Origin of the sequence: Succinimonas amylolytica DSM 2873 (assembly GCF_000378405.1) — a bacterium.
Classification (GTDB): domain Bacteria; phylum Pseudomonadota; class Gammaproteobacteria; order Enterobacterales; family Succinivibrionaceae; genus Succinimonas; species Succinimonas amylolytica.
The window spans coordinates 95,474-112,804 of record NZ_KB899638.1 but is presented as its reverse complement, the minus strand read 5'-3'; the positions used below and the strand labels follow the sequence as shown (position 1 = coordinate 112,804).

Here is a 17,331-nt window from a genome sequence, read left to right as displayed (position 1 = left end):
CTTAAAAAGATCATTCCGGAACTGGTCGATATAGAAAGCATCGGTGTAACTGCGGATGAAGTAATTGCCAGAATGAGACCTGTATATGATGGCTACTGTTTCAGCAGATTTGCAAAGCATACGTTGTACAATTCATCCATGTGTCTGTATTATCTCGGCGAAATGCGCAAAGCTAAAGTATTTCTTGCGCCGGAAAAATACATGGATCCTGCATCGGATCATGACAGCTCTAAGCTTCAGCAGCTTTTTGACATTGCTGAGGACGACCTTGCAGACAACGTTATAGACACCTATCTTGCAGAAGAAACGTTCTATCTTGGTAATCTTGCTCAGAACATCAATTTAAATAAATCGGCCAAATACAATGAAGAGCAGCTTTTGTCCATGCTGTACTATCTTGGTTATCTAACCATTGATCCCGCGTTATCGGATCAGGATGGCCTTTCATTGAAAATTCCGAATAAATTCATGTCAAGGCTCTTTGCTCAGTGCACTGCAAACCTCAAGTTAAAGCCCAGCGCCATCTTTAAGGAACAGAAACTGGATATCTCCCCTCTGCTTGATGGAGCTTCTGATATTTCGGCATTTGCAGATTCCTGCACCGTATTTTTAACCGCCATCTTCACCAATCAGGTTCTTACCCACATGAGCGAAATGGCGCTTAACCTGACGCTTCACACCAAACTGAGCTCCATGAGAGGAGTCATTGCCGAACTCCAGAAATCGTTGCGGATTCCCGGCAAGGGTGAAAAGTTTGCGGATCTGGTGATCACCGTAAACAGAGGAAAGAGAAATGAAAGCATTTACCTTATCGAGCTCAGGTACGCCGCCAAGAAGGATGCCACAGAAGCCAGAATTGAAAGTCTGAAAAAGGAAGCGACCGAGCAGGTCGGCACCTACAAGTCAGCTCTTGAGTTCAAGGATAAGAACGTCATGGCTTATGCCATGATCTTTTCGGGATCGGAGTGTGTGTACTGCGGCTAGCAGGGAAACTGAAAGGAAGGATTCCTCAATGCGCCCTTCTGACTTCATTGAGGAAGTTTTGGCTCTGAACGTTACTTGTCTTCACAGGGGCTGAGATTGTGACGAGATGATACACTGAAAGCTATCGATTGGAGCGTCATCCAAAGAACTGCCCCTCGTCAAAAGCTACTCCTAGTATTTACCTGGAAAACATTGACGGTAAACGGTTCTCTGGATGTTTCCAGATATCAGGTGATTGCTCTTGAAAAGTTCAAAATTTGAATCTGGAAAAAAGCCTTAATAGCCCTTTTCATTTAGCACCCGATAATTATCGCAGCCGTCTTGATCTCCAAAATTCGCAGGCCTTGCCAAAGTATTCTTTTGCTGTCTGAAAATTTTGTCTTACACCGCGCCCATTGACATAATAAACTCCAAGATTGAAACACCCAAATCCATGCTTAAGGTTGCAGGCTTTCTCATAGTATGTTTTTGCCTGCTGGTAGTCCCGTTTTACGACTAGCCCCCGATCGTAATAATCTCCAAGAAAGACGCACCCTAGTCATTCATTCAGGTTACAGGCTTCCTGACAGAATGGAAGAGCTTCTTTGGGTTCCATATTCAAGGTCCGTGTATTGCATTCAGTCATGGCATCAGCCGTGGCAACATTCAGCAAGGAAAAGCAGATAGCAGCAGTTAAACATAACAGTAGAATTTTCATGTGGGCTCCGTTTGTGAGATCAGTAGCTTCGTAATCTTATCAGTCATGCTGACATAAAATCATCAACCCTTAATAGCCTTTGCTATATGCCTTGCCACAGGAATCACAATTAGCTAAATCGCATGATTTCCCATAGTATTCTTCTGCTTCCTGAAAACTATGTCTTACGGCTTTTCCTTCGTCGTAAAGAATGCCTGGACGGAAGCCCCCTAATCCATAATTCAGGTCGTTAATACCTCTTTAAGATCGTATTTTTCAGTTAATTACCCTCTGTATCACTGCAGAAGTGACAGCACATTCTGCTGCCTCTGGTTTGCCTGACTGAGTATACTCTGGGAGGCCTGCTGCAGGATATTCTGCTGGTTCATACTGGCGGTTTCGGCAGCAAAGTCGGCATCCCGGATCCGGCTTCTGGCGGCGGAGATGTTTTCGGCCACGTTGCTCTGATTTCTGATCGAGGACTCAAGCCGGTTCTGTACAGCCCCCAGCTCCGCCCTTTTGCTGTCAATGGTAGAGATAAATTTGTCCACCGTCGCCAAAGTGCTCTGAGCTGTTTCCGGCGTATCCACCAAAAACATGGTTTCGGGATCTACCGTCAGTGTAATCGGGCCGGAAACACTGTTGGCGGTAATATGCAGGCCTTTTTCCTCATCGTAAAATGTATTACCGTAACTGTCCGTAAGGGACACTCCATCGATTTCGATAACTGTATCCTGTCCTTTTCTGTAGAGATACCACCCCTGAGCATCCCTGTTATTAATCCTTGATTCCGGTTCAATACTGCAGTTAAAGGCATTAAGCCTTTCATCTCCAGCAGCCGTGATTGATAACGGCGGAGCATAAGCGCTCCCTTTTGGTGTATAAAAAAAAGCATTTATCTTCCCTTGGAGATCATAACTGTAAAGATCGTTATGTTTAGAAAAATGGGCAGTCAATGAGGATCCTGCGGCAAAATTGATATTTCTTTGGATATCAAAAATTGTATCTCCTTCATTCACCTGCACAGTGAAGGTCTTCGCATCTGATCCGGAACCAAGTTCAAATGTAAGGGCCCCGGCTTCGTAGGTTATCTCCTGATCCCAGATATACAGTCCTTCATCGTCTTTCTCAAGATACTGGATAGATTTTTGAAATACAGTCTGAGAAGCGAGAGACTTTACCTCAACCGTGTATTCACCTCTGGAAGCAAAATAATCAGCGGTAACAGAAAAGGCATTGCCGTTTTGAGAACAGTCGACCTTTCTGGCAAAACCGCCACTTAAAAGCAATGTCTGCATCTGAGAGTCCCCTTCATTATAAAGCTTCTCAAACACATCATTTATTCGAAAACCTGAAGTGAGATCAATGCTGATGGTCTCATTGGCATTAGCACCTACCTGGAATTCCGTGGGTGCAGTGAGATCCTTATTCAGGATGTGCTCGCCTCCGAAGGTGGTATCTTCGCCGATTCTGGTGATTTCCTGGCAGAGCTGCGACACCTCCTCCTGAATGGCTGCGCGATCCTGAGCGGAATTGGTGCCGTTGGCAGACTGAAGAGCCAGGGTGCGGATGCGCTGATACATGTTCGTCATCTCATCCAGAGCCCCTTCTGCAGTCTGGCAGAAGGATATGCCGTCCTGGGCGTTGTGGTTTCCCTGGCTAAGACCGTTGATCTGGGAGGTGAGTCTGTCTGAAATCTGAAGACCGGCGGCATCATCCTTGGCACTGCTGATCCGGAGACCGGAGGCCAGTCTCTTAAAGGCGGTATCAAGAGCCGCCCCTGATTTTTCCAGGTTCCTTCTGGCATTCAATGATGAAACGTTGGTTTTTACATATAACGCCATTGCTGCATTTCCCGCGTGACTGAATGTCCTTGGTTAGTCTGTTTCTGAAATTCAAGGCTTTTTCGACCCAAGCCTTTTTGGTTAGCGGTGCTTTCCTGCAATTATTAGCTGCCCGGCAGCACAGGATTCATATTTAGTGATCCCGCCTTCATTCTGGCTTTTGGTTTCCGACTATATCTTTGCTGCCATCCTGCCCCACCATGCCGAAACAGCGAATCTGAGGCATCCTGTTTCGTTGACCTGACAAAAGCTACTGAGAATCATTATGCTATAAAAAATAGTGCGAAGATACTTTATTTGTGTGAACTGTGTTTTAGTTTTTAAAAACAAAAATCACCGTACTCTCTTTTAAGAAAGCTGCTTTTTTAAGCAGGATTTTCTGAAATCACGTGCTTCTTTTGCTGATTCCCAGGATTTTTCTGATCTGGCAGCCTTTCGCGACAACAGTATAAAGTTATTTAACGGATTAGAGCTCTTTTTCCCTTCTGCAGTCAGGATTATCGTTCATATCAGGAGTATGACCTGCTAACATATCAGTAACAATTATCCTAAGCTACGCCAGAATAACCATATGGGGATTTGTTTTATAGTATGAAGCTCTTGAGATCTTGTTTTTCTCCAGATAATTGTTATTTGCAAGATTCTCAAGAACGTGCTTTCTAAAATATGAGGAATCGCTTATTCCCAGATACTCCGCAATTTCAGAAACTTTACGGGCTTTTGCATAACAGAATGATAATACTTTCCCATCAAAAACAGTGCCTTGCGGAACTGGTGCAAAATTTAGCAAGGGAATACTTTCGTCTTCTAATTCCCTTTCATAGGTTAAATCGGGAGGCACCAGGGTAAAATGATCAGATGATGAGTATACATATGGCTGAGGGATTGTGCCGGCTGTACAAATCTCTGTGCCTTGTAAGAATGTTCCAAAACCTGTCAGCTAAGGAATTTTCTTAAATAAAGCCTGTATTATTGATGAATGTGGTTCAAAAAGCCGGTTTTGAATAAAAATCATAAGGAACTAAGTATTATCCTAGCTATTCGCTTTCTCTCAAAACGCCCTTTTTTGCTATGGTCCGATGTTCCAGTACTTTTATCTTTCTTTCGCTGCCCTTCCCGGACTTGTGACAGGAAGCTCCTGTCCAAAATCCGGAGCCGCCTCCGGAGGACAGGAACTGCATTGATTAAAAGCCGCAGTGCTAGACAAACATCCCCGAAAACTGTGCGGAGATTTCCGGTTCTCTGCTGCTTTCGCTGTCAGGTTCAGATATGCGTGAGTCCTGGGAGCCGGCAGCACTGGAAACGACTTTGTTTTCATAGTCATCAATCAGCTTCATCCAGACATCACAGGTTTCAGCAAGCTTTTCTATGAATTTAATCAGCTTTTCTGCCGTCAGGCGTTCCAGCCAGTTGTAGTACTGAAGATGGAGGTGTCCGTCATAAGGGTTGCGGGCGAAGGTGCCTCCGCCGCTTCCCTGATACAGATAGTTGGCGTCCATAGCGGTTCTGAGAATCTCTGTCATGCCGGCATCCGGAATCAGGCCAAGATCAGCCCTGATCAGAATAAGATCCCCGGCATCCTGAAGAATAATCTCCGTATCGCCATACTCAAAACCGCATGCACCGCGAGAACCGTCCAGTTCCATATCCAGTGCTATGCTTAGTTCCTTTATAATTTCCTGATAATCCATATATCTTCTCAAAATGTTTATGTGCTGAGACAGGAGGCTGTCCTCCTGTGATTCTGAGTATAAACCAGATCAGCACGAAGAACTCAGATTCCTATTTCAATCTTGTAGCTGGTATCATCTCTGGTTTTCATTATCTCATTGTTAATGGTTGCAAACAGATTATTCACTTCCAGTTTTTTTCCGGTATAGTTCAGTTCATTTTTGGCTATCTGGTATACATTTTCCAGAAGAGTCAGGCCTTCCGTGAAACCGAATGAACGCCGGAGAACATCTGCCGAGTTGAACATGGTAGCCATAACAACACTGGCAAAGGAATTAGGATATACCGGAAGTTTGTTCAGCATGGATTTAATACCTGATGCCTCGACATAAAAATTGCCCATCTGCTGTGCCACCAGCTTTGAATAGTCTGAAGTAAATTTCTCCAGGGCCGCTTTCTGCTCTTCAGCATTGCCTGCAGCGTTCCAGGAGGTGATAAATTCATTAGTAGCGGTATTAATAGCAGACACACTGGCCCGTTCTGTCGCATTGGATGAGTTCTGATCCAGATGCGCCAGCAGGATATCCCTCATTCTCTGGGCTTCTGAAACCTTGTTTTCGGCGGCATTCAAGCGGTTGGAGACTTTGGTGTAATATTCTCCGTCTTTCTGGAAATCCTTCAGTTCCAGGACACATTTATCAACTCCCTTGCCCCATTCCTCTTTAATGCCGTCACGCTTAATTTTTGATAAAAAGAACTTCTCTTTCCAGATAGGAGTGCCATTTTCATCGTTCATGCGGTTCTTTTTCTGCATGTAGAAATCATTAATCTCCCCTATCAGATCCAGCTCATCCCGTTGTCCCTGAGGAGCAATATCCGGTTCGGCATTCAGAAGAACATTCCTGGCCTTGAAGCACTGGTTGAGTACGGTGTTCATTTCCTCCATGCTGTTCTGCAGCCTGGAAAGAGACAGTACAAAGGAATGCACCTGTAACGGAACTTCAAGTCCCAGCTTCTGGAGTTCGGCCAGAGAAGCCTGAACACGGGCCACCGCATCTATGGAAACATGCCCCTTGCTGAATATCTCATTCAGAATGGCACTTGCCTTCTCCCTGAGCTCCGGATGACTGTCCAGTCTCTCCTTGCCTTTAGGAGAAAGGAGCTTTTCATAGTTAGTCATAAAATCATCAGATTTGCGCAGCACCGCTCCCAGAATCAGTCTGAGTACAGACTGTCTTTCTGCATCTGAAAAATGGAACATATTGCCGAAATCGATAAGAGTGCCGCTGCCCTTGCCGTCAACCATGATATTTCCGGCATGACAGTCGCCATGGAACTGGCCGGTACCGAACAGTGCCTCGGATATCCAGACCTTGGTGATATCGATGAGATTGCGTGCAACAATGCTGATATCTGTAGTTTTGGATTTGAGTTCCCTTGCTGTCAGGCTTTGCTGATGCATAGTGTAGACATTGCCGTCATTCAGTTTTGGCAGCAGGGTATTCTTGTCCCACTCGATTTTGCCGGTGGCCGGGTCCTTTTTGAACATATTGCCGGTTAATTCCTGAACCTCTTTTATGGTTTTATCAAAGAATGAGTCCAGGGTGGTGCCCTTTGCCAGATTTGCAGTCAGGAGATTTGGTGTCGCCGGTATCAGGTCTTCGGCCAGTTCCATGCAGTTTACCGTACTGCCCAGGGTATGGTTCTTATGATCTTCCTTGCCCTGAACCTGATAGACTTCATATCCTTCCCGGGCGTTTGCGGCTTCAGTGGAGAAGTCAAACTCCTTCATGTACTGTTCCTGCTGCCCCTTCCAGGTTCCGGCCATGCCCTCTCCGATTTTGTTGGCAGCCTCGGATATTATCTTGCATTCCTGTTCGGCGCGCTGTCTGGCATCATGACGCATGATCTTGATGACCACATTCTTGGGTTCTTCCACACCGTTAAGATACACCTTGCAGAGGAAAGCTTCGCCCACAGAAGCGGCACCCAGGGATTTTTCTACCTCTATGGATCTGATTTTGTTGTTAGAGTCGGCAATGACCTTGTTCAGCCGGGCCTGAACAACCTTTCTGGGGATGGGGTTCAGGTGGGATTTCATGTCCTTAAGAGCGTCGGCGTAATCTCCCATGATACTGGCCGGAAGCCCCTGCATTATTTTTTGCATAAGGGGGCCGGTTCCTTTAAGGATGGCTCCGGTAAATTTTACGCGGGCATGCTTCTGGGCACTGGTAAGAGCATCATTAGCAAGCGGCTCACCATTCTGGTTTCTGAAATCAAATGCCTCAGCATAGCGGAGAGCGGAGGCCAGAACAGCCCGCTTGTTCCCCGTATCCATATTCTTAAAGTAGCTGTGCAGCACCTGCTTAAAGAGAGCAATCTGCCCCGGAACTGAATCATTGCCTGCGCCGCTGATTATGCTCTTGAGATCCTTATCGTGAAGCTGGGCGGCAATCTGCTGCGGTGTCATATTGCTGTAGGGATCGGAGGTAATGCCGCCCATGTTGTTCAGGGCTACATTGTCGATTCCAAACACGTGATTGATAAAGGTTTGAATATTGTCGCATCCTTTGATGGCCGCTTCCTGCAGGACGGTCTCCAGTTTCATGAACTCATTGCTGGGCAGTTTGTCCCGATCCTGAATAAAGGCTTTTAAATCCCTGACAAACGAGGGGGCGGAAGCAGCGTCACTGATTCCCTTGCCGTATGCCTTAAGAAACAGGGGGTTCAGGGTATCCCGGATTTTTGTAAAGGCCGTCTTAAGCGTTGTCAGAAGCTCCGGAGCCACAGCATTGTTCAGAACATCAGGGTTCTTCATAATGGCTGCAAAGGCCTTTATGTTTTTGGAGTCTGTCAGCATTCCCCGGAGAGCAAGACCGGGAGTGTCTGACATGGCTTCTGCTACCATGGTATCGTCGGAAAATATCAGGCCGGCCACAAAATCCTTGATTTCAGTGAAGGTGGCATCATGGGGATTCTCGGCAGCAGGAATGTCAGGAAGTTCTGCCGGGTTGATTTCGTTTACTATCGGTGCGCCGACGGTAAATCCGCCATCCCTGTTGGGTACCAGCGGCATTTCTGCGACCTCGGCCAGCATGCTCTTAAGATCCGCCGGAAGTCCGGCATTGCTGCGCGCGAGATTTTCGTGGTAGTTACGGATCTGCTCCCGGGTTATTTTTTCCCCGCTGAGGCTTCTTTCTGCGAGGTCAAACAGGAAAGGAGTGCTGTAGTCGGCGGCTTTCATGAGATCGTCGAAGCTGGTATCCGGGGACTTATTGGCAAGAATGCTTGCTGCAAACTGTCTGGTGAGGCTGGTACGATCCTGGGCAGTCAGATAATTGTCCAGATCATGGGAATAAATCCGGCCAAGGAGATTTTTGACCTGGAACTGACCAAGAAATTTCTGGTTGCCAACGGCGCTTTTAATCAGGTTTCCGAGCATGCTTCGGGCATCCACTCCCAGATCGAGCGCTACTGCCGAGTTTCCCTTGCCGATGGTTGCCTGAATTTTACCATCATCTCCTCTTTTCAGTGTCAGATCCTGGCCGCACATTTTAAGACCGGATATTTTCCTTTCCTGCGGGTCCTGGAGCTTCAGCAGCTTGTCAAACAGGGTATCAAAATCATTTTTGAGAGCTGTTACGGCGTCATCCCCAAGGCCTTTCTCGCTGATATGCCTTGCTACCCGGGAGAGATTATGATCAGGAGACAGCATAATGAGAGCCTCCCTGAAGCCGGACTGTTTTGCAGAATCCCGCATAAGATGCCGGGAAACCTGGTTCAGCTGGGTGGAGGTGATTCGGGCGTCGGTTCTCAGCATGCGGCTTGTTCTGGCTGCTGCCCGCATCTCCTGCGATGTAAGATTGTGGCCTCCGACACCGACTCTGCCCCGGGTATACCGGTCCAGTACGATGCGGACGGTATTTCTGCTGAGCGGGGTAAAACGGTCTTTCAGGAGCTTTGTCCGGCCTTGCTCGTCATTTATGTTCTGGACCTCTGCGGAGATTCCGAGGGTCCTCCGGATTTCGGCGATGTTCTCCGGGGAGACTCCGCCTCTCTTCAGTGCAGAAATAAAGAGCTCTTTAACAGCGACAATTCTCTCGGGGGTCATGACAACATTGTTTTTGCTCAGCCGCGTTACATGATTGTTGATTTTGATCAGTTTTGACTGTCCGTCTTTAGAACCGATATCCACCATACCGGCGTTATAGGTTCCGGAAGCAATTTTGTTAAAGTCGCTGAGAGTAATGTTATCCATATGATGATCATCCCTAATCTGTTCAAAATCCTGGCTGGCAATTCTGTAAGAGCACTCTATTCCAGCTTCAACGGTGTTGTAACGTAACAAAAGAAAAAAAGGTTACAGGAAAAATGATCTATTTTTCAAGTAATCTGAGAAAAACCTAAAAAAACAATTCTAACCCCGTTTGGTTCCCACACCCAAAATAGCATCCAGGCGATACAATTAGCAGGCTTATATCACTAAAAATAGTCACCGTTGGCTTTTCTGCTTCTATCTGAAAGTAGCTATGTGTGTCAGTGCTTCTGAAAAATTTCTCTAATTCTGCTTACTGAATTGTCTTTTTTTCTGCTCCAGCGTTTTCCTGCCTGGCTGCCCCATGTTTTTACGTTACCGACTGTCAGCGTTTTGGCCGTGACTAACTGCTTCAGTTTTGTTTGCAAAGACGGCTTTTTTTGTTTGGGAGGAGTGGTTGCTCTCGGTTTGGGGCGGGAAACCCGCGACCTTCATAAGAACAGTGATGGCCCGCTTTTTGCGGTGTTTTGAACCAGATAATGGCGGGAACAAGGACCGGATGTTCCGGAAAAATCCGCCACAGATATAAAGAGACCGCAATCTGCGATCTCTGTTGTCAGGTTACTTCAGTAACGTAAAGGTGCTCCGGAGCTAAGCCGTGATGGCGGCGTACCGGGAGCTTCCCAGGGTCTCCGTCATAAAGGCGTACGGAGTTACATCCTCTCCCCCGGCCACCCTGGAAAAGAGCTGGGCCGAGCATCCGGAAACCAGAACCACGCCCTGCTCGTTCCGGGTAACGGGCTGCTGCTCATTCCGGGAGTTCACATTCCAGAACACCACCCTGGGAAGCCGGTAGCCATGCTCGGCAAACTTCATTTCAGCGGTCACCAGATTGCTCCCGGATGAATTAGATGCCGCGGCGTCAAATTCCATGTCCGAAATTATGTACAGTGTAGCGGGAAGATCCTCCTGCCGGGCCCTTTTCCTGAGAGCTGCTGCCAGAATCAGATCAAAAACCGCCGCGAGATTGGTGTTGGCGCATTCGTTAAAGGAGCTCACAAACTGCACCTTGTCCGCAATGTCCCTGCCCCTGATTTCGATAAGGCGGGGCGTGCGGGAAAACGTAATGAAGTGTCCCCGGAATGCGCCCTTGCTCCTTTCGGCGAAGTAAATGGCCAGGGACTGCGCCACCGCTGCCGGCAGAGGATTATGCTGCCAGTACATGGAACCGGAACCGTCAGCCACTACCAGGGCATTCTCCCCGTCAGTGTAATCAGGAAGCGCATTCCAGGAGGTATCCATGGCTAGACGTTCCTCCTGACTCAGGGGGTTCCGGTAGGCGGCGTTCACAATGTCGTAGGGCATCAGGGTTTTAGCATTCAAAACGGCCACGCCTGCGGCAACCTTTTTCAGAAAGCTGAGGTAACGCTCCCTGTCATTCCGGATAAAGGCCTTGCGATACTTGTGCATGGCCTTTCCCGGCAGCTCGGCATAATTAAAGGTATAGTCCTTCCTGCGAAGGCTGTTCTCAATGATGCCGATTTGAGTCCTGAGAGCAGACAAGGCCTTACGGTACTCGCGCTCGCGCATGCCGAAGGCTCCGGCAAGCTGCCTGGCCCAGGTTACAGTTTGCCGGCAGGAAGCATTCACGGAGGGCAGCCACTTCCCCAGAAGCGATACCTTTCCTGTGCCGTCCAGTGCTTTAAGGTCTGTGGTGAACTGCTTTCTTAAAAAGCTCTCGGCTTCCTTCCGGGCCGGAGTACCCAGGAGCGTCAGAACGTCATCCCAGCGGCCGTATTCGGGAATGAGCTCCAGATTCTTCACGAGAGACTCCTTCCTGTTGCCGGAAAGCCATTTCAGGATGTCCCGGAACACGCGACGTTCTCCCAGTCCCTCCCGGATATCCCGGGCAAAGAACAGAGTCTTCATGGCCAGATCCGGATCCTCGAAAAACGCTCTCATGAAGCGATCCTGAATTTCCTGCTCGCCGGAGTTCCTGAGGGCGCCGATGGTAGCAAAAAGATCAAGACAATAGGACTCAGTGGTGCGGGGGGTTACAGCTCCGTTCTCGGTTAAAGCGGTATTGGAAAGATTTTTTAACTCTCTCAGCATGATCAGTTACTCCTTATCTGTCTCCGGAGCTCTCTCAGAAATGCGGACCTGTGTCAGAATACCTGAGACGGTATCAACCCCTCCTGACATTTTTAAACTCTGGGCGATCCCGGGGGCATTCCCGGAATTTTTTCCATATCACCCGCAGGGAACCGCAGCCTGGGAAGCTGGTTTTCATCATCATTTTCAGGCAATGGGGACCGCCTGGGTTTGACAGGAGCCTCCGGCAATACCTGAAGCAGAACCTCTGAAATCAAACGTGCCGGGGCAGCTCTGACAGGTCACCAGAACAAAGCGCTTTTTTCAGCCATTCACCGTGAATTCGGGCATTGTTGCTGCCCGGCAGGAGTCGAACCTGCCCTGCTGCCATAGCGCGGAAATAATTGCTGTGAGCGCTTTTGATGTTTATATTGTATTTCGGAAGCTTTTGAAAAACCCGGTAAAAAAGTTGCGAACATAAAAATCATAGCAAACAAAAATGCGTGGCACTGCGGAGCGGCTGCTATTTCCGGGTGAGAGAGGGAGAATTACGGGAAAAGAAAGAAAATGGCAGAGACTGGAATGGAAGATCGAAAAGCTGCTAATAAGGCATCCCGGAGGATGCCTGATGCCGGCGCCGGATTTCTGATACAGACCGGAACCCGGCGGCGGAAAAACAAAGCGCTGTCTTTATCAACTGGTGATACTGAAGTAAGTTTGCTGTTAGCGCTTTCAATGATTCCATTGTAGCAGGAATCCGGGGCAGATCCCGGAAAAAAAGGTGCGAACTGGGGAAAGTTTCGGATTGGGGAGGCGGAAAATTTCCGGCAGGGATTACGCTGTTTCCAATATCTGGCTGTCCATAGTCTGAGGGACAGTCCGGCTTTCTGGTGCCTCCGGCAGTGCCAGAAGGCAGAACCTCTGAAATCAGGTGTGCGGGGCCGCTCTGACATCACCAAAACAAAACACGGGTTTTCTTCAGCCATTCACCGTGCATTGTTTCAGTTCTATTTTCTCTTTCTCTTTCTCTTTCAATCCCTTAGATTTAGAGCTCAGGTTTCATTTTAGGTGCGGGAAACTCGAGTTTAACACTGAATAAATAGATTGAAATGTATACCCGCTGTTTTAGATTTTCCTAATGAAGCTGGTGTCAGTAAAAGGGATACCAAAAGCAATAAATTGTGATAAATCCCTCATAATGTTTTCCTATAACTGAAATTTTCAGCCATCATTCTGTATTGTTCACTTATAAAGTCGGACCTGGATGAACCTGTATGAGTGCTGCGAAAAGGTCCGAAAACTGCTTTTTTTTTCAGAGTGGACGGCTGTTTTGAAGGATTAGTGTTTCTCCAGTGCCAGCACAGAAAGCATGCAGAAACCAGAACGGCAGAATCACTTTGCAAAAGAGCATGGCTTCAGCTAAAGAGGTAAACAAATGAATTTCAAAGCGACCACTTTTTTTACGGCTGCCCTGATTGCGGCTGCCACCCTCATTGTTTCACCGGTATCTCATGCTGCGGACCGGGAGGCTGCGGCTCTTACCGGTGTTGCTTTTGAGAAGGAGGCCGGCCGGAAATATCAGCATTATGAGGTTTTTGTGGCCAGCGAGGCAGATCCTCAGGTTGGTGTTATCTTTGCGCCCCGGGAGGATCTCCGGAATTTCGAGGTTCTGGCACTTACCTTCAGGGATGCCAATGAGAACGGAATTTTCTTTGATGAGAAATCTCTCTATAAGAAGGATGTGCTGAGTAAAGGCCAGGCCCTGGTTGTAAAGATAACGTTTTTTGGCAGTATTCCCAACAACGGTATTGCCTTTGAAGACAAAAATGGCGTCAGACACAAATACACTCTGTCCGAAAGCGGTGAGGACGGCAGTCTGATTCTTGCCGAATTCAAATAGTTCTTCCGCATCTCCTGCCGGGGGCTATGGGGGCCGGTGCTTCACGGAGCCGGTACCTTTTTTAATATTTCCCCCGGACCTTAATAGCTGCCACCCCCCTGAGCACCTTTCCCGGTAAATGCCGGGAACTATTGAGCGCTGTCCCTGCTCACTGAGTCTTTCCTGTTTTTGCTGCCGGCATGCGGTGTCCGGTACAGTTTCCCTTTCTGTAAATACTAAACTGATTCCCGGGACAGGGACAAAACGGCTGAGCAAAAGAGGGACTTCTTATCCCGTCATGGAACACTGGCCAAAAAAAAATGGTGAAACCGGAGTGCCCTCCTGTTTCACCATAAGATGCCAGGTCTGTTCCAGTCTTTCGGAAATCACAAACCTCCTGAAAGCCGGAACTGTTTTTGGTTTTACTTCTTCCTGCGCCCTCTCATCAGGATACTGGCCCCGGTCAGGAACAGGAGTGACAGGAAGTCAAGGGCACCGCCCTTCTTGCCGCCGCTGTTTTCAGAGGAAGCGCTGCTGTCATCAGCACCGTCATTCTGATCTGCAGGCGAGATGACCTCCGGAGGAGTGTCAGACGGGACATCTCCATCACTGCCGTCGCTTAGACTTTCCACCACGTTCAGCGGAATATAGCCCTGGGTTTCCGCACTGCTCTGGGAACGGGCAGAGATGTGAATCCGGTACTCGCCCGCTTCAGCGAACTCCAGGCTGACGGTGCTGGCGTTATGTACATCCACTGCGGTGCTGCCTGTTCTGGTATCCCTGGCGCAGGTCACCTGGTAATTGCTGTCAATCTGGCAGGCTACGGTATTTTCGCTGGTGCTGTCATTGTCAATCCTGATGACATGAAGCGAAGCCGGGCCGCTAATATTGTCGAACTTCACGGCCATATGCCCCTGAATCTGCATCTGGAGGGGATTCTTTTCCTGGCTGGCGTCAGAGGTTATGAACGGAACGGCGGCAGCGTCGGAAATTTCCGCAGTTACGGACTCATTGCCAGCGGCGAAGCTGATGCTGAAGGGGGTGCTTTCACCGGGGTTGACCGTTATGGTGTGCTTTGCAGTATGGCGGACTCCTTCGGAATCGGTCACGGTTACTGCCACCTCATGAGATCCTGCGGTGTTGAACACGTAGGACAGGGTGCTGTTCCGGGAATCCGGCACCTGGTTGCCGTCCACGGTCCAGACAGTGTCGCTGGCATCGGACAGAACGGTATTTGCCGTGAAGACGGTGTTTTCCCCGGCGGTGGCGATACTGCTGCCGTCAATGGCAACAGATGCGCCCTCGGCAGCTACATTAATGATGATTCCGGCAGTGTCCGTCTGTCCCAGATCATCGGTAACGGTAAAGGTAACACGATGCGCCCCGAGAGTGGCGAAGGCAAAGTTGAGAATCCGTTCGCTGCTTTCGGCAGAAATGCCGTCGATAGTCCACGCATAGGTATAGGTTCTTTCGCTTTCAGGACTGCTGACCATGCCGGTAAATACCACGTTTGTGCCGGGGGTTACGGCATCGCTGCTCCCGGAATAGCTGATTCTGGCAACAGGAGGCAGGTGAACTGTGGAGTCCTGAGCCTGTTTAGCACTGACAGAAACTTCGGCGGCAGCGGCTACCTTTGCCCTGTTGTTGGTTACCTCCAGTCTCAGGGTGGTGTCCCCGGTGATGGTTTCGGTGATCACGGGATCGGTTTTGCCGTTGGACCAGCGGAAAGAGAGATCCGGTTTGGCATCATCCGGACTGGAACCCACATAGGTGTGTGAGGCATCAAAGGTAACACTGGTTCCTGCCAGTACGGTTCTGCCGGTATTGTCGGCACTGGTGGCGATCACAATGACCGGGGCATTTTCTCCAACACCGGCATCAGAGGAAATAATGTTCACGGTGATATCCAGCTCGTCAAGCAGCTTCGCACCGGAGTCATATACCTTGACAGTGTAGAACGAATCCTCCTGGGGCTGCACCACGATGGAACTGCCTCTGGCGCCGGTGCTCCAGAGATAGGTCGCACCCTCATAATGATCCAGGTATTTATCTGCATCCAGAACGAGAGACTGTCCGGCTACGGCTGACAGAGACAGGAGTTTCGGATCTACCGTATTATCCGGATTCGGAGCGGTGCAGGAGGTGCATTCGTCAGGTACTGTAATCTCCCGGGCAGTCACATCGGTCAGATCTCCGGAGACTACCGTCAGGGTTACCTCATACCTGCCGGGATTACTGTAACGGTGCGATACTGTTTTGCCCGTCCCCTTGGTCCCGTCTCCGAAATCCCAGGTCCAGGTCCCTTCGGTAACCGGGGCTTCTATCCAGGCACAGCCATGGGTGTCAGTTTTTACGGACTTGTCGGTAAAAACCACCTCCATAGAGTCAGTCTCACTTCTTTCATGAGCAAAATTCGGAGTGAGAAGATTGTACGGCTGTTCTGCCGGAGACTGGCTGCATACCGGGACATCGATATGAAGACTGACCTCGGCAGTGCTGGAGTTGCCCTCGGCATCGGTAATTACCACGGAATACTTCTGATCCTCGTGATAGCTGGGCGTAACTGTGATGTACGGGGTGGTTTCTCCGGTACTCCATCTGTAGGTAACTGAATCGTTCAGTCCCTCAGAAGATTCCGCACTTAGAACTATCGGCTCATTGGAAACGGTGTGGAGGTACTGCCCGAATTCGTAAACAGGGGTTCCGTCGCCATGTGTACCGCTGATAACGGCCCGGAGCCTGCTGTCGCCTACAGTAACCTTTTTGGCTGCGGTATGAATAATGTCCATTCCCTCGGGAGCTTCCACGGCGTAAAGGACGGTATATTCTCCGTTCTTTTCATAGGCATGAACGGTTCTGGTCTGGTTTTCTGAGGTGGTGCCGTCCCCGAAATCCCAGAACACTCTGGTTCCTGAAAACGAGGTGTAAATATTATCAATACTTGTGATGGCAACACCGGAGTCAATGCCCAGAGGACACAGGCCGCCGAGGTCATTGGAGGTGGTATCGGCAAAGGTTACCTCCTTCCCGCTGTTTTCAGCACTGAAATGACTCCAGATGGTGTAGACGGGGGGAACGCCGCACATGGGCTCCCCCTGGGGATAAAGTCTGATGGTCCGGCTCTGGGAGGCGCCGCTTTCGTCAGTAACTGTCAGGGTTACCGAAGCTCCGCGCTCCAGGAATTCACTGTCAACCGGGAAATCAATTTCCGCTGCTGTTTCGCCGGTGCTCCAGAGATAGGAAGCAATTTTGCGGCCCTTTTTGGAGACAGAGGCGGAACCGTCAATATGAATGGTATCTCCTGCCTGGAGACCGTTAGGCCCCTGCTGGTACAGGATGCTGTAGTCCGGATCAATGTGCACCACCGGATCAATATCCTTAACTGTAACACGGAGTTCGGCAGTTTCGGAACGCACGCCGCCTTCCCCGGATTCAAACCAGGTACGGACGGTATAGTCGCCATCATTCTCATAGCTATGATTGATCTGTCTGACGGTAAGAGTCTCGGCCTTCACGCGGTACTGAGAACCGTCCCCGAAATCCCAGACCTGAACAGCGCCCTGCTCGTAGCAGTTGGGGACTGCGGCTTCGTTATCCTGGAAGAATGTCGCCCGGAGTCCCGTGATTTCTGATTTTGCAAAAGGAGCCGGAAAACCGCGGAGACAGGACGTGGTTACGGTTTCAGAACCGTTATTTTCTGAAGCGCTGTTAGCGGAGTCTGCCAGTGCGGTGTTCATGGAAAGAGATGAAATGGGAAGTGCCAGCATAACTGCCACAGCACTGCAAAGTCTGGTATGCCGGAAACCTGTGTTTTTCATGTTTATGTTCTCTGTTACAAAGGATTATGAGAGGATACGGATCTTCTCAAATGTTAAAAATTTGGGTTAACTTTAACATTTTTATAACAAAGCGCACAAAGAGAGAATGTTAA

7 protein-coding genes and 3 pseudogenes are annotated in these 17,331 nt (G+C 49.1%); 2 read left to right on the top strand and 8 right to left on the bottom strand.

Annotated features, from left to right (window positions below; all coding sequences use genetic code 11):
• Window positions 1-984 (top strand): PD-(D/E)XK nuclease domain-containing protein (locus tag F557_RS22340; RefSeq protein ID WP_020621254.1); only part of this gene is annotated, 984 nt, incomplete at its 5' end.
• 307 nt (window positions 985-1,291) lie between these two features.
• Here the strand turns inward: F557_RS22340 and F557_RS23500 are convergent.
• From F557_RS23500 to F557_RS0113265, 7 genes and pseudogenes are all read right to left on the bottom strand, one after another.
• Window positions 1,292-1,471: pseudogene (locus tag F557_RS23500) on the bottom strand (tetratricopeptide repeat protein); the annotation flags it as partial.
• A gap of 485 nt (window positions 1,472-1,956) precedes the next feature.
• Window positions 1,957-2,232, bottom strand: a pseudogene (locus F557_RS23335) (flagellin); the annotation flags it as partial.
• An 864-nt stretch (window positions 2,233-3,096) separates the two neighbouring features.
• A pseudogene (locus F557_RS23330) lies at window positions 3,097-3,504 on the bottom strand (flagellin N-terminal helical domain-containing protein); the annotation flags it as partial.
• Window positions 3,505-4,057: 553 nt separating this feature from the next.
• Window positions 4,058-4,345: a helix-turn-helix domain-containing protein gene (locus F557_RS19970; protein ID WP_019002713.1), complete on the bottom strand. Its 288-nt coding sequence runs from the start codon at window positions 4,343-4,345 to the stop codon at window positions 4,058-4,060.
• A gap of 358 nt (window positions 4,346-4,703) precedes the next feature.
• Window positions 4,704-5,195, bottom strand: coding sequence for a type III secretion system chaperone (locus F557_RS0113280; protein ID WP_157617892.1), 492 nt, complete (start codon window positions 5,193-5,195; stop codon window positions 4,704-4,706).
• A gap of 83 nt (window positions 5,196-5,278) precedes the next feature.
• A complete protein-coding gene (locus F557_RS0113275; protein ID WP_019002710.1) occupies window positions 5,279-9,433 on the bottom strand; it encodes an AarF/UbiB family protein in 4,155 nt (1,384 codons plus the stop codon).
• A gap of 648 nt (window positions 9,434-10,081) precedes the next feature.
• Window positions 10,082-11,542 carry a DUF2828 family protein gene (locus tag F557_RS0113265; RefSeq protein ID WP_019002709.1) on the bottom strand — a complete coding sequence of 487 codons (1,461 nt, stop codon included), beginning with the start codon at window positions 11,540-11,542 and terminating at the stop codon, window positions 10,082-10,084.
• A gap of 1,414 nt (window positions 11,543-12,956) precedes the next feature.
• On the opposite strand from F557_RS0113265, the gene F557_RS0113245 reads away from it, so the two are divergent.
• Window positions 12,957-13,421: a hypothetical protein gene (locus tag F557_RS0113245; protein WP_019002706.1), complete on the top strand. Its 465-nt coding sequence runs from the start codon at window positions 12,957-12,959 to the stop codon at window positions 13,419-13,421.
• Between the two features lie 401 nt (window positions 13,422-13,822).
• Here F557_RS0113245 and F557_RS0113235 read toward each other — a convergent pair whose 3' ends face one another.
• Window positions 13,823-17,218, bottom strand: a complete 3,396-nt coding sequence (locus F557_RS0113235; RefSeq protein WP_019002704.1) for a PKD domain-containing protein — start codon at window positions 17,216-17,218, stop codon at window positions 13,823-13,825.
• Window positions 17,219-17,331 lie beyond the last annotated feature (113 nt).